Here is a 21,090-nt window from a genome sequence, read left to right as displayed (position 1 = left end):
TGGTAGGGCGTGTGTCGAAAGTCCCGCCTGTCCGGCGACGCCTGGCACGCACGCTCGCCGCGTTGTCGGGATCACCCCGATACATCCAGTATCGGTGCGCCCCTCCGCCTTGCGATCGCACGCACCGGACTCCGCCGGACCCGCCCTCCGGCCGGACGGCGCCACTTTCGACACACGTCCTGGCGCAGCACCGCGACGTGACCTCTGATGGTTGTCGTACGATGTGTGGACTCGAAGGAAAAGCCTGTGGGCACTGCTGGGCATCGACACTGTCGATGAGCAGGGCCGAGGGCTCGTACGCGGTGCCGGACGGACCGCCACTTCTTCTCCCTGAAGGAGTGCGCCATGGATGTCCGACGTACGGGAACGGTCGACGAGGTCGACGTCCCCCCCGAGCCCTCTCGTTCGCCTGGTTCCCTGCGGGAAGCGTGGACAGCCCTCGCCGGGCTGTCGGCGGTGTTCCTGTTCGAGATGCTCGACAACTCGATCCTCAACGTCGCCCTGCCGACCATCGGCCGACAGCTCTCCGCGTCCACGACAGCGTTGCAGTGGGTCACGGGCGTGTACGCCGTCGTCTTCGGCGGGCTGATGCTGGCCTTCGGCGCGCTGGCCGACCGGGTCGGCCGCCGCAGGATCATGCTGGTCGGACTGGTGCTGCTGGGTGCGGCGAGCCTGGCGACCGCGTTCGTCACCACGGCGGAGCAGCTGATCGCGGTCCGTGCGGCGATGGGTGTCGCGGCTGCGATGACGACGCCGGGCTCCCTGGCCCTGGCGTTCCGGCTGTTCGACGAGGACCGGCTCCGGGTCCGTGCGACGACGCTGATCTCGACCGTGGGGCTGGTCGGACTCGCGATCGGGCCCACGGCCGGCGGCTTCGTCCTCGCGTTCGCTCCGTGGCAGGCGCTGCTGCTGGTGAACGTGCCGATCGCCGTACTCGCCTTCCTCGGCATCCGGCGCGGCATCCCCGCCGACCGGAAGGACGAGCTGCACCGTGACCCCGTCGACGGCCTCGGTGCCCTGTTCGGGACGGCGGCGATCGTGTCCGCGCTGGTCGCCCCGACCCTGTTCGTCGACACCGGCGCCGCGTCCCTTGCTCCCTGGCTGACCACGGCAGCGGCCGTCGTGATGGCCGTGCTGTTCGTCGTCCGTGCGCGACGCGTCGGCCATCCGCTGCTCGATCTCAAGCTCGTCGGCCGCCCGCTCGTGTCCAGCGGGCTGGCGTTCAAGGGCGCCTCGGGCCTCGCCGTCGCGGGCCTCGGCTACCTCGTGACCCTCCAGCTCCAGCTCGACTGGGGCTGGACGCCGGCTCGAGCGTCCCTGGGGATGCTGCCGCAGGTTGTCGTGCTCATCGCCGGCGGCGCTCTCATCGGGCCACTGCTCAAGCGTGTGGGCTTCGACAAGGCAGCCTGGCTCGGTGCGGGATCCGTCGTGTGCGGGCTCGCCGTCTACGCCCTGCTGGGCCGCTTCGGATACGTGTGGGTCGCCCTCGCGTTGGTCCTCGTCGCCGCCGGGATGCGCGTGGTGGGTGTCGTCGCCGGGACCAACGTGATGCGTGGCCTGCCGGCCAGCCGCACCACCATCGGAGCGGCGCTCGTCGACACCTCCGGCGAAGTCGCCACGGGAATCGGCATCGCCGTCAGCGGCACCATCCTCGCGGCCCTCTTCACCGGCGACATCGCCGCCAGGAACTGGAGCGCCGACCAGTCAGCGGAGTTCGGCCATGCTGTCACCCTGGCCGGTCTCCTGCTCACGGCCGTGGCCGCCGTACTGGTGGGCTGGGGCATCGCCCGCGCACGCCGCGGCATGGACACCACGACACCATCGCCCGCGGCCGAGCCGGACGGCGAGTAGGAAGGGAGCGTCCTGCGAGGCGGCACACGTCGACGTGCACCAGCTCCAGGTCCGCCGGGTCGATGACCAGAACTGCCGGGCGAGGCACTTGTCGGGCTCACGGATCTCGGGAACGCCCTCCCGGCGGCGGGCCCGGAACACCAACTGCATCCGCGGCTGCCCGCCAGGGGTGTCGACGATGTGCAGGTGGGACCCTGCGCGACTGCCGGAGCCGATCGTCGCCTACGCTCGTGCGGCCGTCGAGGGGATCGCAGACGGCCGGGCCTACCCGGAGCCGGGGTGGTGACGAGGTACGGGCGAGCGCGTCGAACCACGGCTGGAGTTCCCGGACGGCGCCGGAGCATCTCGCGCATCCGGTGCGGATGTTCGCGCTCGGGGTATCGGGGCCGGCCTGCGCCCGGAGGTGTTGCGGGGGCCCACGGCGATCACTTCCCGTCCGGCGATTTCGGTCTCGGCGTCAGGCGCCTTCGCCCGGCCCGTCCGGCTCCAGGGCGTACAGACGCGGCAGGTTGACCACGATCGCCTCCTGGGTGCTCCGGGCGATGACGACCACGGCCTCCTCGGTGGGGTCGGGGTTCTCCTCGCGGTGCGGTACGAACGGGGGGACGAAGACGTAGTCACCGGGCGAGGTGCGCAGCCGCACCTCCTCCGGTTCGTCGCCCGAGTCGTCCAGGAAGACGAACTCCGGGTGCCCGCTGACCACATGGATGGCGGTCTCGGACTCTCCGTGGTGGTGGTCGGAGGACGCGGTCGCGGGAGCCACGTGGGTCTGGCCCATCCACAGCTTCTCGGAGCCGACGGTCTTGCCGCTGACGGCACTGAACCTGCGCATGCCGCCGGTCTGCGCGGTGTCCCCGTCGAGGTCGTCCGCCCTGATGTGGTGCAGGCGGGTGTGCAGGGGGGCCTTCGGGGTGCCCTGCGTCGCGTGGAGGTGAGGGTGGAAACCCTCACCGGGTGTCGTCAGCGGCTCGCTCATGGCTGGGACGCTAGGACGCCCCGGAAAAGGATGTCAAGAGGTGTCCTTTCCCCTTCACCTGCGGCAATGTTCCCGCAACATTGGAAGCGAGTGCGCTGAGAACGTCGCCTGCGTCCCGCTCGCGGGGGCATGATGTGGCCATGCATATCTCCGCGAAGGCGGACTACGCCACGCGCGCCCTTCTTGAGCTCGCGAGTGATCCCGGCCGTCCGCTCTCCTGTGAAGCCATCGCCTCCGCACAGCACATTCCGTTCCGCTTCCTGAAATCCGTGGTGGGTGAGCTCCGCAAGGCCGGCCTGGTGCGCAGCCAGCGCGGCTGCGAAGGCGGCTACTGGCTCGGCAGACCCGCCGGCGAGATCGCCCTGCTGGACGTGTTGCGCGCCGTGGACGGCGAACTGATAACCCTGCGGGGCGAGTCGTTGGACGGACTCGACTATCCCGGCCCCGCCGTGGGCCTGCCCGGTGTGTGGCGACAGGTCGAATCGGACGCCGCCGCGACACTCGGCGGACTGAGCCTCGCTTCGCTGCTGCCCTCCGAGGCGCACGGGCGGCCGTCGGCGATCGGTGCCGCGTGACAGCGGGCGAAGGGAAGGCGCCCTTGGTCGAAGCGGTGGAGTACACCGATCCCATGTGCCCCTGGGCATGGGGCTCGGAGCCGGTCTTCCGGAGGCTGCGGACCGCGCTGGCGGGCAGGGTCCGCTGGCGGCGGGCGTACGCCGTGCTCTTCGACGACGAGGTGGAGGACCCGGCGCCGGATCCGTCGGCCGAGACGGCCTGGTACGCGGGTTACGTCGAGGAGATCAGTACGCACACCGGCGCCCCCCGGGCGGCCCTGCTCACACGGGTGGCGGCGAGCTCCTGGCCTTCCTCGCTGATCGCGGTCGCCGCCGAACTCCAGGGCGCCGACGTGGCGGAGGGCGTTCTGCGACGGCTGCGGGAGACCGTCTTCGTGCTGGGCGACCCGGCGGACACCCTCGACCGCGCGGTGGCCGCGGCCCGGGGCGTCCCGGGGCTGGACCTGGACCGGCTGCGGTCCGACGCGATGTCCGCCGCGTCCCGCGAGCGGGTGGAGCGCGACCGCGCGGAAGCGCGGCGCCCGGTCGCCGAAGTGCGTTCCGTACGCTGCGACTCGCCGCACCCGGGTTCGGCCAGGGAGACCCCCGACGGCGGATTCCGCTACGCCCTGCCGACGTTGCTCGTGCGTACCCCCTCGGGCCGTCGCACCATCCCCGGCTGGCGGCCGTACGAGGCGTACGCGGCGGCCTTCGAGGAGCTGTGCCCCGGTCTGCTGGAGGCGTCCGCCCGACTCGCGCCGGCCGAGGCACTGGAGCGCCACCGGAGCCTGACCGAGCCGGAGCGCCGGCTGCTGGCTCCCGGAGTCTGGCCGCCGCCCGGCGCGGTGCCGGTGGGCGGGCCGAACAGCCCTCTGTGGCTGCATCCTGACGAAGCATCAAGTCGGCTGGACTCTCCTTTCCGACCCTTCGCAGGGTCCTGAGCTGCCGTTGCGGCGACGTCCCGCCCAATGAGACACCAATGGGTGTCCATTGACATACGCGGATGGCCGCGGCCAGGATGAGGCCCATGCTCACGACGCACCCCGGCGTGGTGTGCCGCTACGTGGACCTGCGGCGCACCTCCAGCGCACTCTGTCGCTGACCGTCCCGCACCTCCGTTCCACAGGCGCCGTCCGGCCTTCCGCCGGCAGCCCCGGCCGTTCACCGGCCCGCTGATCCGCGCCTGTTCTCCGCGTCAGCTCCTCGCCTTCCGTCGTACCGCCTCGCCGTACCCGTGCGGGTCAGTGAGTACGGGGCGCCCAGCCCGGGCCCCACTCCTGCCCTGTCGTGCGCCGCCGCCTCCCCGCGACGCACGCCCGCACCCCCGGCGGCGGTTCCGTGCGAGTGCCGCGCCGCTCCCTTCACGCTCCTCCGCTTCCCCCTGCCCTCTTCCGGGCGGGGACTCATCAGAGAGAACGAGATGCTCGCACGACTCACGCTCCGACGCCGACCGGACGCCCGGTCGGTCCGGAAGACGGGCGGCCTGAGGGCCGCAGCCCTCGGAACCGCCGCCGTCGCCCTGCTCGTCCCGGCCCTGAGCGCTTGCGGCGGCAGCGCCTCGTCGTCGGCCGGCAACGCGACGCTCAAGTGGGCCTCCTCCTACTTCCCCGCCCACTGGGACCCGGTGGTGTCGGGCAGCGGTGCCCAGTTCCGCGAACTCGCTCTGGTGTACGCGTCATTGACCCGTACCGACGAGGAGGGCAAGGCCGTCCCCGACCTCGCGGAGAGCTGGGAGTACAACGAGAAGGGTGACAGCGTCACCTTCCACCTGCGGCCCGGCCTGAAGTTCAGCGACGGCGAGCCGGTCGACGCCGCGGCCGTGAAGGCCGCGGTCGAACGGGCGCAGAAGCAGAAGAACTCCGCGCTCTTCGGCGACCTGACGTCGATCGGCTCGGTGCGGGCCGACGGACTCGACGCGACGCTCCGACTCACGCAGGTCGACTACCAGATACCGCAGTTGCTCGGTGAGCGCGTCCTCCAGATCGCCAGTCCGAAGGCCGCCGCGAGCCCCACGAAGCTGGATCAGAACCCCATCGGCGCGGGCCCGTTCGTCATCGACCAGCTGATCCCGGGCACCAAGGCGGTTCTGCGGAAGAACCCCGACTACTGGGACGCGAAGAACATCCACATCGACAACGTCGAGTTGGTGTCCGCCCCCGACGCCTCCACCGTCGTCCCGGGCCTGCAGACCGGCGTGTACAACTTCGCGGACATAGTCCCGAGCCAGGCCGACGCGGCGAAGAAGGCGGGGCTGGACGTGTTCACCCAGCCAGGGTTCAACGCCTCCAACCTCAGCCTGAACGTCAACAAGGCGCCGTTCGACGACGACAGGGTCGTCGACGCCTTCCGCTACGCGGTCGATCGCCGGGAGTTCGTCGACAAGCTGACCTTCGGTCTCGGGGAGGCGACCGACCAGCCGTTCCCCAAGGGGTACGTGGCGTACGACGCCCAGTCGGAGAACGCCTACCCCTACGATCCCGCCAAGGCGAAGAAGCTCCTGGCCGATGCGGGACACCGGCCGGGTGAGCTCAAGCTCGACCTGGTCGTCCCCGCCGAGGATCCCCAGGCGGAGATCGTCCAGTCGCAACTGGCCGCCGTGGGCGTCAAGGTCACCATCAAGATCGACAAGAACTGGGCCACCCCGTTCTTCGCGAAGGACCTCGCCTTCTCGCTCTACTCGACCACGGGACGCGACTCCGCGGTGCAGACCCTCACCGCGCATTTCGGGCCCGACGGCCCCCTCAACCTCAGCAGCCCCTACGAGCCGAAGGGCTTCCGGGAGGCTGTCGCCAAGGTCCGTCAGACGCCCCTGGACGCGCCCGACTACACGAGCGTGCTCCAGGAGGCGACGCGCGCGGGCCTCGCGAGCAAGGCGCTGATCTTCACCTTCTCCTCCCCCAACCTCTTCGCGAAAAGCAAGTCCGTCTCCGGCCTCCCGAAGAACCCCGCGCACATCGACTGGACCGGTGTGACGATCGCCGGCGGTTCCTGACCATTCCCATCCACCGCAGAGAGGAGGCATCCCCATGACGACGACCACGGCCAAGGCGGCACCCCAGCGCCGCCGCACGATCGCCGGGGCCAGGGCGCTGCACGCCGCAGGACGTGTGGGCTCCGCGCTGGGACGCTCGGTCGCGATCTTCGTACCGGTGTTCCTGGTCGCGACCTTCGTGACGTTCGCGTTGCGGGCCATGAGCGGACTCAGCCCCGCACGCATCCAGTTGGGCGAGGAGGCGACCCCGGAGGCCATCCAGCGCGTCGAGGCCCAATGGGGGCTCGACCAGCCGTTCCTGACCCAGTACTGGAACTGGTTCACCGATGTCCTGCACGGAGAACTGGGCACCAGCTGGGTCAACGGGGCCGACATCTCGACCCTGATCGGCCTCGGCCTGGGCGTCAGCCTCTCGGTCGCCACCTTCGCGCTCGTCATCGGCGTGGTCGTCGGCTTCCTCCTCGGTACGGTGGCGGCGCTCCGGCGCACCACCCTCCTCGACCGCGCGATCACGGGATTCGTCACCGTGATCTCGGTGATGCCGGCCTTCGTCGTCGGCATCGTGCTGGTCACGGTCCTCGCCGTCCAGCTCCAGCTGTTCCCCTCGGCCGGATACATCCCGGCCGAACAGGGCGTCGGTCCCTGGCTCGCCCACATCACGCTCCCGGCACTCGCGTTGAGCTTCGACGTCATCGCCGATGTCGCGCGCCAGCTGCGTTCCAGCCTCGTCTCCGCGTACGGCGAGAACTACGTGACGGGCGCGGTCGTACGGGGCCTGAGTCCTTCGCGGGTCTTCTTCGGCCACGTCCTGCGCAACGGGATCGGGCCCGCTCTCGCCACGGTCGGGCAGAAGTTCCCCGCGTTGGTCGGTGCTTCCGTGATCACCGAGTGGATCTTCGGCCTCCAGGGCTTCGGCCGGTTCGCCAACGACTCCGCGCAGGCCGGCGACGTGCCCGCGGTGCAGGGCGTCCTCGTGGTGTCGATCGTGCTGGTCGTCGCCTTCAACCTGATCATCAATCTGCTGCTGGCCCGCGTGATGCCGGCATCACAACGGGGGGTCTGACGATGGTGCGCCGCGTCCTCTCACTCACGTCCGGCCGCCTTGCCGTGGCCGTACTCGTCCTGATCGCCCTCCTCACCGTGTGCGGGCCGTGGCTCGCTCCCCAGGACCCGCTCGCCGTCAGCGGCGACACGCTCGCTCCGGCGTCGGGCGCCCACTGGCTCGGGACGGACTATCTGGGCCGTGACGTCCTCAGCCGGCTCCTGGACGGCTCGCGGGTCAGCGTCCTCGGTTCGCTGGAGGTCGCTCTGACGGCCCTGGTCGTCGGGGCGGTCCCCGGCATCCTGTCGGTCTACTCGGGCCGGGTCTTCGAGTGGCTGACCCTCCGCCTGGCGGACACCCTGGTCGCCCTTCCCTTCCTCCTGTTCGCCATCGCGGTGATCGCCCTGCTGGGCAACGGCATCACCCAGGCCATGCTCGTCACCGGCGCACTGGTCTCGCCACTCTTCTACCGGGTGGCCCGTGCGGCCACCCTGGCCGTGGCCCGCGCACCGTACGTGGAGGCGGCGATCGTCTCCGGCGCCTCCATCGGCTGGATCGTGCGCCGCCACGTCTGGGTCAAGGTGCTGCCGCCGATCGCCGTGGCGCTCGCCCAGACCGTCGGCGTCGGCTTCGTCATCGTGTCCAGCCTGACCTTCCTCGGCATCGGAGTGCAGCCGCCCGCTCCCACCTGGGGCGGTCTGCTCGCCTCGGACCTGAACTACCTCAGCCACCAGCCGTGGGCCCCGGCGGCCCCCGCCCTGCTGATCATGGTCACGGTCTGGGCCTGCAACCTGCTCGCCGACGCCATCCGTGACGTGTCCGGCGAGGCGGGCCGCGCGCTGGTCACCGGCCGGGCGGCCAAGTCCGGCCGCACCGGCTCGTCCGCCCCCGTCCCCGTGGGAGGTTCCCGATGAGTGCTCTGTCCCAGCACACCCTTCCGGGCAACGACAACGCCGCTGCCGGCCATGCGGTTCCCGACGACGCGGTCTCGGCCGACGCGCTCCCCCACCCGTCTCCTCGCGACGACGTCCAGGGGTCCGGAGCCGCCGTCGCGTCCGCTCGCCCGGCGCCGACCGCGCCCGTGATCGCCGTCCGCGACGTACGCATCGGGGACGGCGCCACGGGCCGGGAGATCGTCCACGGGGTGAGCTTCGAGCTCACCGCGGGCAAGTCGGTCGGGATCGTCGGCGAGTCCGGCAGCGGCAAGACCCTCACCTGCCGTGCGGTACTCGGCATCCTTCCCCCGCACTTCGAGGTCTCCGGCGGCTCGGTCGAGATCGACGGCACCGACATCGCGACCCTGACACCCCGCCGGTGGACGGCCCTGCGCGGCACCACGGTCGGCGCCGTCTTCCAGGACCCGGCCTCCTATCTCAACCCGTCGATCCGGGTGGGCGCCCAGATCGCCGAGGTCATCCGGGTGAAGACGGGTGTGAAGCGCCGGGAAGCCCGACGGCGTGCCCTCGATCTCCTTCGCGCGGTACGGCTGCGGGACCCGGAGCTGGTCTACGGCCAGTACACCTACGAGCTGTCGGGCGGCATGCTCCAGCGGGTCCTGATCGCCGCGGCGATCGCCGTCGAGCCGCGGGCCCTCATCGCGGACGAGGCCACGACGGCCCTGGACGTCACGGTCCAGGCGGAGATCCTCGATCTCCTGGCCGAACTGCGCGAACGTACCGGGCTGGCCCTCGTGGTGGTCTCCCACGACCTGGCCGTCGTCGCCCAGTTGTGCGACGAGGTCCTCGTGATGCGGGAGGGAGCCGTGGTGGAGCAGGGGCCGACACGGGCGGTACTGCACGCGCCGCGGCACGAGTACACCCGGCTCCTCATCGCCGAGCACGAGAGCTACGGCCTCGACAAGTTCCTCGACCCGAAGGAAGCGTCATGACCACCACGGCACCCGAAACGGGGACGGACGTCACGGAGGGAAAGCCCCCCGCCCCGGTCCTGGACATCAGGGACCTGGAGGTCCGCTACGGGAGGGGCCGGCGGGGCCGGAGCGCCCTGCACGGGGTGTCGTTGAGCGTCGGACCCGGCGAGACCGTCGGTCTCATCGGGGAGACCGGATCGGGGAAGTCCACCCTCGCCCGCGCCGTTCTCGGCCTGGTGCGCGCATCGGCGGGCTCGATCCTCGTCGGCGGTGAGGACCTTGCCTCGTTCCGTGCCCGCCAGTGGCGCTCGCTGCGCCGGCGGGGCGTCGTCCAGTACGTCTTCCAGGACCCCCTGCGCAGTCTGGACCCCGACCTCACCATCGAGGCCTCGCTGACCGAGCCCCTGCTCATCCAGGGCGTGGCGCGCACGGAGGCGGCCGACAGGGCACGCGCGTTCCTCGACCGGGTGGACCTTTCGGCGGATCTGCTCCGACGACTGCCCGGGGAGCTGTCCGGCGGCCAGCGCCAGCGGGTCGCCGTGGCCCGCGCGCTGATCACCGAACCGGCCCTGGTCATCCTCGACGAACCGGTCAGCGCCCTGGACTCGGCCAACCGCGTACAGGTGCTGGAGATCCTCAAGGAGCTCCGCGCCGGCGGGACGTCCCTCGTCTTCATCTCCCACGACCTCGGCTCCGTCGCCGGCACCGCCGACCGCATCGCCGTGCTCTACAGGGGGGCGCTCGTCGAGGTCGGCACGGCCCGTGAGGTCATCGGCCGCCCCCAGCACGCGTACACCCGGCTGCTCGTCGGCTCCGCGCCCACACTGCGCACGCGCACCGCCGACCGCGGTGAGCGCGAGGCCCTGCGCGCCCAACTGGGCGTCTGACCGACGCACCCGCCAGCACCCGCCGACACTCGCCGACACTCGCACGATCTCCCGACCACCGAGAGGAACACCCATGTCCCGCAGGCTCCACCTCGCTCTCCATCCGTACGGCGTCGGCGGCCCCGGCCAGCACGGCCTCTGGAAGGACCCGGGCGTCGCCAAGAACGCCAGCATCGACGTCAACTACTACATCCAGCAGGCCCAGGCCGCCGAACACGCCCTCTTCGACGCGCTGTTCGTCGTCGACAGCCAGTTCATCAACGCCACCTACCCGTCGCACTACCTGAACCGGCTGGAGCCGCTCACCCTGCTGTCGGCGGTCGCCACCCACACCAAGCACATAGGCCTGGTCGGCACGGCGAGTTCCACGTACAACTCGCCGTTCAACCTTGCCCGGCGCTTCGCCTCCCTCGACCACATCAGCGGCGGACGGGCCGGCTGGAACGTGGTGACCAGCTTCGACACCGGGACGTCGCGGAACTACGGACTGGACGAACACCTCGACTACGCCACCCGCTACGGCCGCGCCCTGGAGTTCGTGCAGGTCGCCCGTGGCCTGTGGGACTCCTACGAGGACGACGCCTTCCCGGCGGACGTGGAACGCGGCGTCTTCCTCGACCCTTCCCGGCTGCACGCCCTGGAGCACGTCGGGGAGCACTTCAAGGTCGCCGGGCCGCTCAACCTCTCGCGCTCGTCGCAGGGGCAGCCGGTCATCTTCCAGGCCGGGGTGTCTCCCGAAGGCCGTGACCTCGCCGCGCGCGTCGCGGAGGGCATCTACGCGCCCGGCGGCACGCTGGAGCAGGCGCGGGAGTACTACGCGGACATCAAGAAGCGCACGGCCTCCTACGGGCGCGACCCCGACCACATCAAGATCTTCATCCACGGAAGCCCGGTCGTCGGTGCGACCGACGAGGCGGCCAGGCGCCGGGAGCGGGACATCTTCGAGGAGGACAACGACTTCGCGAGCAACCTCGCGCTCCTCGGCCGCTCCTTCGGCGCGTACGACTTCAGCGTGCACGACCTGGACGCGCCGTTCCCGGACGTCGCGCATCTGGCCGAGAAGGGCGGCCGGACCGGCGCGGCGCAGATCATCGAGCGGGCGAAGGCCGAGAACCTGTCGCTGCGCCAGGTCGCCGAGTCGGTCAACGCGTTCCGGCGCTCCCCCTTCGTCGGTGCGCCCGAGACCGTGGCCGACACCATCGAGACGTGGTTCGACGCGGGCACCCTGGACGGCATCAACCTGGCCTTCCGCAACAACGACGACCTCGACCGCTTCGTGGACGGTGTGGTGCCGCTCCTCCAGAAGCGGGGCCTGTTCCGCACCGAGTACGAGGCGGACACCCTGCGCGGCAACCTCGGCCTGCCCGTCCCCGCCAACCGGCACACCGCCGCGCGCGAAGCCGCGGCCGGCTGATGCCCGACGCACCCGCACCCGCACCCGCTGAACGTATGCACCACCATCCGCAGGAGCCTCGTATGACCGAGTACACCGACTACTTCGGGCCGGAGGGCCTTCGCACGCGCGGCACCGTCGTCGTCGTGCCCGGCAGGGGCGAGTCCCGGGCGGCGTACGCCCGGCTCGGGCGTCGGCTGGCCGCCGACGCCTACCGCGTGCGCGTCGTCGACGCTCCCGTCACCGACCCCGCCGACCCCGCGGGCTCGCTGAACCGTCTCGACGGCCGGCTCGCGGAGGCCGTCGAGGGCGCCTCCCCGGGCCCGGAGGGTGTCGTCCGTCCGCTCGTGCTGCTGGGCGCCGACGCGGGAGCCGTCGCCGTCGCGGCGCTCGTCGGCGGGGGCGGCGCTCCGTCCGCCGTACGGCCGGACGCCGTCGTCCTCGCCGGGCTCCCGGCCCGTACCGGCGCCGCCACCGTCGGGGCGGACTGGGACCATGAACTCGACGTCCGTACCGCCTGTCCGGCCCACCGCTCCACACTCACCGCGGACGCCGCAACCCGGCGGGGCGCGCTCGACCAGGCGGTCCCCGCGCACCTGCTCACAGCGGCGTACGAGGGCGAACCCGGCGTTCCCGCACTGCTCCTCGTCGGTGACCGCGACCCGCTCGCGGACCGTGAGGCGCTCGCCCGTACGGCGAAGAACCTGGACCGTGCCCGCCTGTCGGTGGTCCGTGACGCGCACCACGACGTCCTGAACGACCTGCAGCACCGCTCGGTCGCCGCGGAGATCGTCACCTTCCTGGAGACACTGCGCAACGAACTGGTGCCGGTCGTCGACGTCGATTCGAGTGCCTGGTGACCGCTCTCGTAGCCGGTGTCCGCCCCCGGCTCCACCACGATTCCTGACCCGAAGAGAAAGGCGTGCCCGATGGCAACCATCCTGTCCGTCTCCGGAAGCCCGTCCGCCACGTCCCGCACCGCACGGCTGCTGCGCCACCTGGACGACCGGCTCAGGGAGCAAGGCCACGACGTGACCCCGCTGGACGTACGCACACTGCCCGCCGAGGCCCTGCTGGGCGCCGATATCGGGCACCCGGCGGTCGTCGGCGCCACGGCCATGTTCGAGAAGGCGGACGGGGTGGTGATAGGCACCCCCGTCTACAAGGCCGCCTACTCGGGGCTGCTGAAGACGCTGCTGGACCTGCTTCCGCAGTACGCCCTCGCCGGCAAGACCGTGCTGCCCCTCGCCACCGGCGGCAGCACAGCCCACGTACTGGCCATCGACTACGCGTTGCGGCCCGTCCTGAGTTCGATGGGCGCGGCGCACATCGTCCCGGGCTGGTTCACCGTGGACAAGGACATCACCGTGGGCGAGGACGGCACTCTCACCGTCGCGCCCGGCACGGCCGAGGCGTTGGCCCAGGTCACCGACACGTTCTCCCAGGTGCTCGGCGGGCGTACGACGGTACTCGCGGCCACGACCTGATCAGCGTCCCCAGCCCGCGCGCGCCCGAGGGGCCCGGACGGTCGGACGGCGCGGGCGGATGACGAGCCGGTGCCGAACCGTGTCATCGGCTCGATCAGCTCCGCTTCCCTGTACGCGAGGTGGGACAGCAACACGTCGGTGAGCAGGTCCACGGCCGCGGCCAGCCCGTCCCGGTTACCCTCGCACTCGCCCTCGACGAAGGCGACCGGCTTCCGGGCGAGCCGGGCGACCATCCGCTGTATCGCGTGGTGTTCCTCGGTGAGCCGGTCGAAGACCGGGGCGAGGCCCGGTCCGGTGGCCGCCGGACGGCACGGTGGTACCGGTCTCCCCATCGCGCCCACCGGGTTGCCGCCGCACCGCCCGCCCTCGGCGCCGCCCACCGCGACCGGGAAGAGGGAGCACAGCGGAACGGCGGAGCCGGGAATCGCCTCCACTCCCACCCATCACTCTCTTCGGGCGGGAATGCCCGGTTGCCCGGTAGCGGCCCGTGGTGCGGTTCGGTGCGCCGGGAAGCGGGAGGACGGGCAGCTCGGCGTGAGCTACGGCAATTCCACGCAATCCTCGGCCGAGCCCGGGTCATTCCAATCCTGACGCCCGCTCCTCACCGGCCCCGCGGCGACGGCACCTCTTGACGCCTGCACAGTTCCTCAACGCGTCGCCCGAGAGGTGGCGGTACCGCCCCTGATCGGCAGCGCCCTTTTCCAAGGAGCCCCCCTTCTCCGTGTCGCACTGCGTCCAGCCGCCACATCCGTTCGATCCCTGAGTTCCCGCCTCTCCGCCATGCCCGTTCGACGGCGACCGGCAGGGGGCGCGATCCATCGCGACAGCCGACGCCGGCGGTGATCGCGGGAAGCGCTCATGAGGCCGGACCGGCGCTTCCGCCCAGGCCGCCCGGGTCCACCGACCACCCCGTGGCCGCACACCTGACGACTCGACAGTCGACCAAGTTTCGGAACTTTACATTCCGTTTATGTACCGATCGCCAGCGGCTCCCGCCTGGCGATCCACCCACCAAATACCTCTACTCCCCATCAAACCGGTCAGCATGACATCCGAGGACGCGCTCCAGCCCGACAGGCGGAGCATCCATTCCGCCCGATTCATAATGTTCCACCCCCATCTCTCCTTTTGTTCACATGGCATTCACAGAAAATCCGCCTTGCATACTTCTCCGGGCGGCGCAGCAGGCGCCGCATAGATCGTCGGAGAAGAGATGAAGCACGCGTTGCGGCGGAAAACACCACCGCATAGAGGTTCATACGGCCCTCGTACGGCGCTCGGGCGCATAGCTCTGGGCGTTGCCGCAGTCCTGTCGGCAGAGGCAGCCCTGGTGTCTTTGGGGTCAGGTGCGGCATTTGCCACTACTTCACAGAACACGGTCGAGGCAACCACCGTGTGGGGTGACGCTTCTGCCGCATCGTCGGCGGATTCGGTGTCAGCGGCGTTGCTGATGGCACGCCTGCAGGACCGGAAGATCGAGGTGCTGTCGCAACGTTTGGCGGACTCCACCACCTGGGCGTTGCCCACGGGGGAGTTGCAGACGACCGCGTACGCCGGACCGATCCGGGTGAACCAGAACGGGTCCTGGAAGAACATCGACACCTCGTTGGCGGACACCGGCGCCGATCTGACTCCGGCCGCCGCGGCGGCGGAAGTCACCGTGTCCGACGGTGGCGACACCAAACTGGCGTCGGTGTCCAAGGGAGATGCCCGCTTCGGCATCGGCTGGGCATCCAAGCTGCCCACTCCGACAGTTAAGGACGACACCGCCTCCTATGACCTGGGCAGCGACCAGACTCTGAAGGTCACCGCCCTGGCGCAGGGTTTCTCCGAGAGCATCGTCCTGGACAGTGCCCCGGACGCACCGGTCTCCTACCGGATCCCGCTGAACCTGAACGAACTGAAGGTCTCCCAGGCGGACTCTGGCCATCTGCTGCTGAAGGGAAGTGACGGCAAGCTGGTCGCCGAGGCTCCCGCACCGATGATGTGGGACAGCAGCAGGCACAAGGCATCGGGCGAATCCGAGCACCAGGCCCGGGTCGCTACCGAGATCGAAACAGCCGCCGACGGCAGCCAGAGCCTGGTGCTGACTCCGGATGAGGACTACTTCACCCAGGACCTGACCTACCCGGTCACCGTCGATCCCACCTCGACGCTCGCTGTGACCACCGACACCTGGGTGCAGAACCCGGACTACACCGACTCCCAGGTCTCCTCGACCGAGCTCAAGTCGGGCACGTACGACGCGGGGACGGACGTCGCACGTTCCTACCTGAAGTTCGACGTGTCGGCCCTCAAGGGCAAACACATCACCGACACGAACCTGGCGCTGTACTCGTACTACTCCTCGACCTGTGCGACCACCGGGGCGGGCACCCAAGTGCGCAGGGTCACCGGGACGTGGGATTCCTCCACCATCACCTGGTCAGCGCAGCCGGCGACCACCACGACCGGCGCGGTGACCAACACGGCCGCGCTCGGGTACAGCACGTCCTGCCCGGCGGGTACGGAGAACTTCGACATCGACGCCATCGTGCAGGCATGGGCGGACGGCTCGTCCAACTACGGTTTGCGCGTCGCGGGTGCCTCGGAGACCGACTCGACGACCTGGCGCAGGTTCCGGTCGGCCAACTATGTTTCGGGAGACGGCTCGACCGAACCGCACCTGACGGTCACGTACAACTCCTACCCCTCAGCCCCGGCTTCTGGAGCGGTTGCTCCCTCAGCGGTGAACGCCTACAACGGCAAGCGGTACGTCACCTCGCTGACCCCGACTCTCTCTGCCAAGGTCACCGACCCGGACGGGTCGAAGACCAAAGGCCAGTTCGAGATCACCGCGGACCCCGCCTACGCGGACAACACGTACTCCTACACCGCGACCTCGGCAGCCGTGGCCTCTGGTTCGACCGCGACCCTGGCTGTTCCCTCCGCGTCCGCCTTCCCGGCCGGAGCACATCTGCGTTACCGGGTGCGCGCCAACGACGGTACGGATTACGGAGCTTGGACCGGTTATACCACATTCGTGATGAATACCGGCCTGCCTGTCGCACCTGTGGTCACCTGTGACACCTACGGCTCGGGAACGTGGACGGCGAAGGCCGACGCGGTGACCTGCACCCTGGACTCCGCCTCCACCGACGGCGCCGGCTACTGGTGGGGCTTGGACGACAGCAGCGTGCCGAAGAGGAAGCTGGACACCACCGACGGCAATGGCGGTGATGCTCTGACGATCAGCATCAGCCCCGCCAACGGCTGGCACACCTTGTACGCCAAAACAGTCGACTCAGGCGGCAACATCTCCACCGCCGCCACCGCGTACTCCTTCGGCGTCGGCGCGGACGGAGCGGCGGTCATCTCCCCATCCGACGGAGCGACGACGGCTCGTCGGATGACGCTGGCCGCCAAGGGCCTGCCCACGTACAAGGGCGTGACGTGGCAGTACCGGCGAGGCGAGACCGACGCCTGGCACACCGTCCCCGTGGGCGACGTCACCGCCTCCGGTGCAGCGGTCTCCTCCTGGCCTGTCGGCGTCACTTCCGGCAACGCCACCAAACTGGTGTGGAACACCGTGGCCACCCTCTCCGAGGACGGTGTGATCCAGCTGCGGGCCGCGTTTACCGACGGCACCACCACCGGCTACTCGCAGACGGTGGGAACCACCCTCGACCGCGATGCCGGCACGGCGCCGAGCGCCAGTGTCGGCACGGGCGAGGTCAATGAACTGACGGGCAACTACTCCCTGTCGGCGACGGACGCCACCGCGTTCGAGGCCGAGGTGGAACGCACCTACTCCTCGCGTGCGAACAGCACCGACAGCGAGGGCCAGGCGCAGATTTTCGGGCCTGGCTGGACGTCATCAGTGTCCGCCGACGGCAGCGACTACACGCAGATCCGCAAGACCTCCTCCACCTCGGTGGAGCTGCTGTCCGCCGACGGTTCCGCCATCGCGTTCACCGCCACGTCCGCCGGCGGCTGGGCCGCGGAGACCGGGTACGAGGATCTGACCCTGTCCGGCACACTCACCGGTACCAAGTTCATCCTGACGGACACGGACTCGAATGTGACCGTGTTCGCCAAAGCGGCGTCCACCGCGACGACGTGGACCCTGTCCTCCTCCGCGTCGGCGGTGCAGGACTCGACGGTCGCCACCGTCTCCGAGACAATCACGGTCAACGGTGCAGTGCTGGCCCGCCCCAAATACGTGATCTCCCCGACCGGTGCGAACACCGAGGCCACCTGTCAGGCCGCCCCCGCCACCATCGGGTGCCGGGTCCTGGAGTACGTCTACGCCACCACCACCACAGCCACTGCCACCACACCGGGCGATTACAAGAACCAGGTCAGCGCGATCAAGCTGTGGGCCACCGACCCCGGCGCGAGCAAAGCGACCGCCGAGACGGTCGCCTCGTACGCCTACAACTCCTCCGGCAACCTGAGCCAGGTATGGGACCCGCGCATCAGCCCCGGGCTGAAGACCCAGTACACCTACGACTCCGACAACCGAGTCACGTCCCTCACCCCGCCGGGGGAATTGGCATGGACCTACACCTACGGCAAGGCGGGCTCCGCCCTCACTGCCGGTGCGGGCATGCTTCTCTCCGCGTCCCGCCCCAGCCTGGCCGAAGGCTCCGTCAACACCACCTCGGGCAGCGCCACCACCACGGTCGTCTACGATGTGCCGCTCTCCGGAACCACTGCCCCACACCAGATGGACGCGGACACCGTGGCCGACTGGGCCCAGGACGAGGCGCCCACCGACGCCACAGCCGTCTTCCCTCCCGACAGCATCCCTCAGTCCAGCACGGGAAGCGCCCTGAGCGCCGACGACTACGCCCGGGCCACCCTCACCTATCTCAACGCCAACGGCCAGGAAACCAACACCGCCGCCCCCGGTAACTCCATCACCACCACGGAAAGTGACGCGTACGGCAACACCACCGCCGTGCTCACCGCCGCCAACCGCGAGTTGGCGCTCGGCACGTCAGCCGATGCCGCCGACAGAATCGCCGAGCTGGGACTTACCGGGCTCTCGACCGCAGACCGCGCCGAGCAGCTGTCCACCCTGACCGTGTACTCCGCGGACGGGCAGCGGCCGACCGACGAGTACGGCCCGCTGCACAAGATCACCCTCGGCGCAGCGCTCACGGGCACCACGAGCTCGGCCACTCTGGCCGCCGGGTCGGTGGTGCCGGCACGCACCCACACCGGGTACAGCTACGACGAGAACCGTCCCGCTGACGCCGCGGTCTCCGGCCTTCTGACCTCCACGACGACCGGCGCATCCATCGCCGGGTACACGAGCGACGGAGACACGAGCAAGACGTCCACCACCTACGACTGGTCGACCGGTCAGGAGAGGACGACCGAGGGCGGCGATACCTCCGCACTGGTGACCACGTACGACAGCACCGGAAAGGTGGCCACCTCCCGCACCTCCGGATCGTCCGGTTCGGACGCGGGCACCCTCGTCCACACGTACTACGGCTCCGGGTCCACAGGCACCTGCTCGTCGGTGATCTGGGCCGGGTTGCTCTGCAGGACGGCACCGGCAGCCACGATCAAGGGCGGCGGAAGCAACCCCACCGACGTCATCAGCACGGTCTACACCTACGACCGCTGGGGCCAGATCGCCACCAAGACGGAGACCGCCAACGGCGGGACCCGCACCACCACCAACAGCACGGACAGCGCGGGACGTCCGACCAAGTCCGTCATCACCGGCGGGACTGGCACGGCGACACCCGCCACCACCCTCGCCTACGACCCGAACAACGGACAGATAGCCAAGCAGTCGGCGAACGGACAGACGATCGTCTACTCCTTCGACGCCCTCGGGCGCCAGAGCTCCTACGACGACGGCGCTGGAAATACCAGCACCACGACGTACGACGTCCTGGACCGGCCGCTGAAGGTCACCGACTCGGTTCCCTCCTCCACGACGTACGCGTACGGGACCTCTGGCACCGTGAATTCGGTTACCGACTCGATCGCAGGCACCTTCTCCGGTGCCTACGACGCCGACGGCACCCTCGTGTCCGAGGCCCTCCCCGGCGGCTACAGCCTGACCGTGACCTCCGACACCACCGGTCAGGAGACCGGCCGTGTCTACACCACCGCCGAGGGAATCACCGTCGCCTCCGACTCCGCCGAATACACGGCGGCCGGGCGGCAGACAGGTCACACTCAGACCGACGGCTCCACCATCGAGTACGGATACACCTACGACAGTGCCGGGCGACTCACTGAAGCCACCGACACCGCGGCCACCGGCTGCGCCACCCGCACCTACACCTTCGACGCGAACAGCAACCGCACTGCACTGAAGTCGAGTTCGGACGACTGCGACACCGCCTCCTCTGACACGACCACGACAACGACGTCGTACACCTTTGACACCGCCGACCGTCTGGTGAACGCCGGCTACGCCTACGACGCCTTCGGCCGCACGACGACCAGCGGCGCCACGGCACTCTCCTACTACAGCAACGACCTCGTAGCGTCGGAAACCATCGGTAGCAACCGCAACACCTGGGCACTCGATGCCGCAAGCCGTCTGGCGGTCCAGACCGCCCAGACCCAGGCGGCGGACGCCACCTGGAGCACCAACACCACGACCACCAACCACTATGGCTGCGGCTGCGACAGCCCCACCTGGACCAAGTCCGGCGAGACCGTCAGCCGCAACGTCAAGGACCTGACCGGCACGCTCGCCGCCACTACCGCGGCCGGGGGCGACACGGTCCTTCAACTCGCCAACGTGCACGGCGACATCACCGTGCAACAGCCGTTGAACCCCGCCGCAGCCAGCACGGTTCAGCACTACGACGAATACGGAAACAGCGCTTACGAAACGGCGGCAACCGGTTACGGGTGGCTCGGAACCAAGCAGCGCGCGAGCGCGACACTGAGCGGTTACACGCTCATGGGCGTGCGCCTGTACGATCCTGCCATTGGTCGTTTTCTGCAGGTGGATTCGGTTTCGGACGGCTCTCCCAACCACTACGGGTACCCCGCCGATCCGATCCAAATGTTGGATCTGGACGGGAAGTCCTGGTGGGGAAACTGGCTCTACAAGGCATTCTGGTGCGCCGTCGCCGTCGGTGAATTTGTAGCCGGTTTCACGGGCGTGGGTTACGGGCTGAAGGTCAGGAAGGCTTGGCGACTCCTGCGGTCACGGGGCTTCCGCGCCTTGGTGAGCAAGGTGACCGCAATCGTGAAGCAGGTGGTCAGACGAGGCGTCCACAGCATCCGGCAGAAGCAGTGGATCCGTATCGCAGGAGCCATCGGCGGAGCAATCGCCGTAATCTCCGGCCTACGCGGAGTGCGAGACGACTGCCAATGGATCTGGGGTAAGTAGCAGCATCCCGGGTGTTCCCGCTCTGCAAAGACACGAGCGGGAACGCCCGGGGCGTCAATCCGTCCGCACCACCTGGAGAAATAGTGGCACTCTTTACATTGGCCCTCTTGGCCGTCACTCTGTGCATGGTTTTGCACGTCATCTTCCTGCGATTCTTCTGGAAGGGCGACTCCGGCCATCTCACGAAGGAGGAGATGGGCTGGAGGTTCTCGCCGCTCTACGCGATGTCCGCGATCCTGGGGCTGACTTCCGGACTGGTGGCACGCACCAGCGATTTCGGTCTCCTCGACGTCGCCACTCTCTGCGTGCAGGTCCTAGTCATCGGGGTGATACTCGAATCCTGGTTCCGCATCCACGGAAACAAGTACGTTCGCGTGAAGAGAACGGCAGGGTGGGTGGGTGCCCTCCAGACTTTCGCCTTCTCGGTCACGTGCGCACTCCACTGAAGCATGTCGTGAAAGTCCCGGCTGCCCTTCGGCGCCTGGCACGCACGCTCGCCGCATTGTCGGGATCACCCCGATACGTCTAAAGGCTGTCCCACTGGATGTATACGGACGTTCCGACAATGCGGCGAGGCACCGTAAGAGCTCGTAACACGATCATGGTCGGGTCTTCTTGAGGCGTCGGTAGCAGATGAGGCTGCAGGCGAGGGAGACGAAGGCGTCGTGGAGTTCGGAGCGG

At 69.4% G+C, this 21,090-nt stretch carries 14 protein-coding genes; 13 read left to right on the top strand and 1 reads right to left on the bottom strand.

Annotation, left to right across the window (positions count from 1 at the left end; genetic code table 11):
- The first annotated feature begins 345 nt into the window (after positions 1 to 345).
- A complete protein-coding gene (locus tag ACWD3D_RS11675; protein ID WP_451460709.1) occupies positions 346 to 1,851 on the top strand; it encodes an MFS transporter in 1,506 nt (501 codons plus the stop codon).
- A gap of 457 nt (positions 1,852 to 2,308) precedes the next feature.
- Here ACWD3D_RS11675 and ACWD3D_RS11670 read toward each other — a convergent pair whose 3' ends face one another.
- Positions 2,309 to 2,827, bottom strand: coding sequence for a cupin domain-containing protein (locus ACWD3D_RS11670; protein ID WP_451460708.1), 519 nt, complete (start codon positions 2,825 to 2,827; stop codon positions 2,309 to 2,311).
- 140 nt (positions 2,828 to 2,967) lie between these two features.
- On the opposite strand from ACWD3D_RS11670, the gene ACWD3D_RS11665 reads away from it, so the two are divergent.
- The 12 genes from ACWD3D_RS11665 (at position 2,968) to ACWD3D_RS11610 (ending at position 20,855) form a co-directional block, all read left to right on the top strand.
- Positions 2,968 to 3,402, top strand: a complete 435-nt coding sequence (locus ACWD3D_RS11665; RefSeq protein WP_451460707.1) for an RrF2 family transcriptional regulator — start codon at positions 2,968 to 2,970, stop codon at positions 3,400 to 3,402.
- Positions 3,403 to 3,455: 53 nt separating this feature from the next.
- Positions 3,456 to 4,322, top strand: a complete 867-nt coding sequence (locus ACWD3D_RS11660; RefSeq protein WP_451460713.1) for a DsbA family oxidoreductase — start codon at positions 3,456 to 3,458, stop codon at positions 4,320 to 4,322.
- 479 nt (positions 4,323 to 4,801) lie between these two features.
- Positions 4,802 to 6,373 carry an ABC transporter substrate-binding protein gene (locus ACWD3D_RS11655; RefSeq protein ID WP_451460706.1) on the top strand — a complete coding sequence of 524 codons (1,572 nt, stop codon included), beginning with the start codon at positions 4,802 to 4,804 and terminating at the stop codon, positions 6,371 to 6,373.
- Between the two features lie 34 nt (positions 6,374 to 6,407).
- Entirely contained in the window at positions 6,408 to 7,436 is a 1,029-nt protein-coding gene (locus ACWD3D_RS11650) for an ABC transporter permease (protein WP_451460705.1), read from the top strand.
- Between the two features lie 2 nt (positions 7,437 to 7,438).
- Positions 7,439 to 8,329, top strand: coding sequence for an ABC transporter permease (locus ACWD3D_RS11645; RefSeq protein WP_451460704.1), 891 nt, complete (start codon positions 7,439 to 7,441; stop codon positions 8,327 to 8,329).
- Positions 8,326 to 9,303, top strand: coding sequence for an ABC transporter ATP-binding protein (locus tag ACWD3D_RS11640; protein ID WP_451460703.1), 978 nt, complete (start codon positions 8,326 to 8,328; stop codon positions 9,301 to 9,303). Before ACWD3D_RS11645 ends, ACWD3D_RS11640 begins: the two co-directional genes overlap by 4 nt.
- Positions 9,300 to 10,172 (top strand): ABC transporter ATP-binding protein, encoded by an 873-nt coding sequence (locus ACWD3D_RS11635; RefSeq protein WP_451460702.1) that lies wholly within the window; start codon positions 9,300 to 9,302, stop codon positions 10,170 to 10,172. The genes ACWD3D_RS11640 and ACWD3D_RS11635 overlap by 4 nt, the downstream gene beginning before the upstream one ends.
- 73 nt (positions 10,173 to 10,245) lie before the next feature.
- Complete coding sequence (locus ACWD3D_RS11630) at positions 10,246 to 11,586, top strand: LLM class flavin-dependent oxidoreductase (protein ID WP_451460701.1); 1,341 nt, start codon at positions 10,246 to 10,248, stop codon at positions 11,584 to 11,586.
- 62 nt (positions 11,587 to 11,648) lie between these two features.
- Positions 11,649 to 12,425, top strand: coding sequence for an alpha/beta hydrolase (locus ACWD3D_RS11625; protein ID WP_451460700.1), 777 nt, complete (start codon positions 11,649 to 11,651; stop codon positions 12,423 to 12,425).
- Positions 12,426 to 12,494: 69 nt separating this feature from the next.
- The gene (gene ssuE, locus ACWD3D_RS11620) at positions 12,495 to 13,052 is read left to right on the top strand and encodes an NADPH-dependent FMN reductase (RefSeq protein ID WP_451460699.1); all 558 of its coding nucleotides are present in this window, start codon (positions 12,495 to 12,497) and stop codon (positions 13,050 to 13,052) included.
- 1,450 nt (positions 13,053 to 14,502) lie between these two features.
- Positions 14,503 to 20,409, top strand: a complete 5,907-nt coding sequence (locus ACWD3D_RS11615; RefSeq protein WP_451460698.1) for a DNRLRE domain-containing protein — start codon at positions 14,503 to 14,505, stop codon at positions 20,407 to 20,409.
- A gap of 107 nt (positions 20,410 to 20,516) precedes the next feature.
- Positions 20,517 to 20,855 (top strand): hypothetical protein, encoded by a 339-nt coding sequence (locus tag ACWD3D_RS11610; protein WP_451460697.1) that lies wholly within the window; start codon positions 20,517 to 20,519, stop codon positions 20,853 to 20,855.
- The last annotated feature ends 235 nt before the right edge of the window (positions 20,856 to 21,090 follow it).

The organism is Streptomyces sp. NPDC002690, from assembly GCF_053592415.1.
The sequence above is the reverse complement of the archived record's forward strand: the minus strand, read 5'-3'. Positions and strand labels throughout refer to the sequence as shown.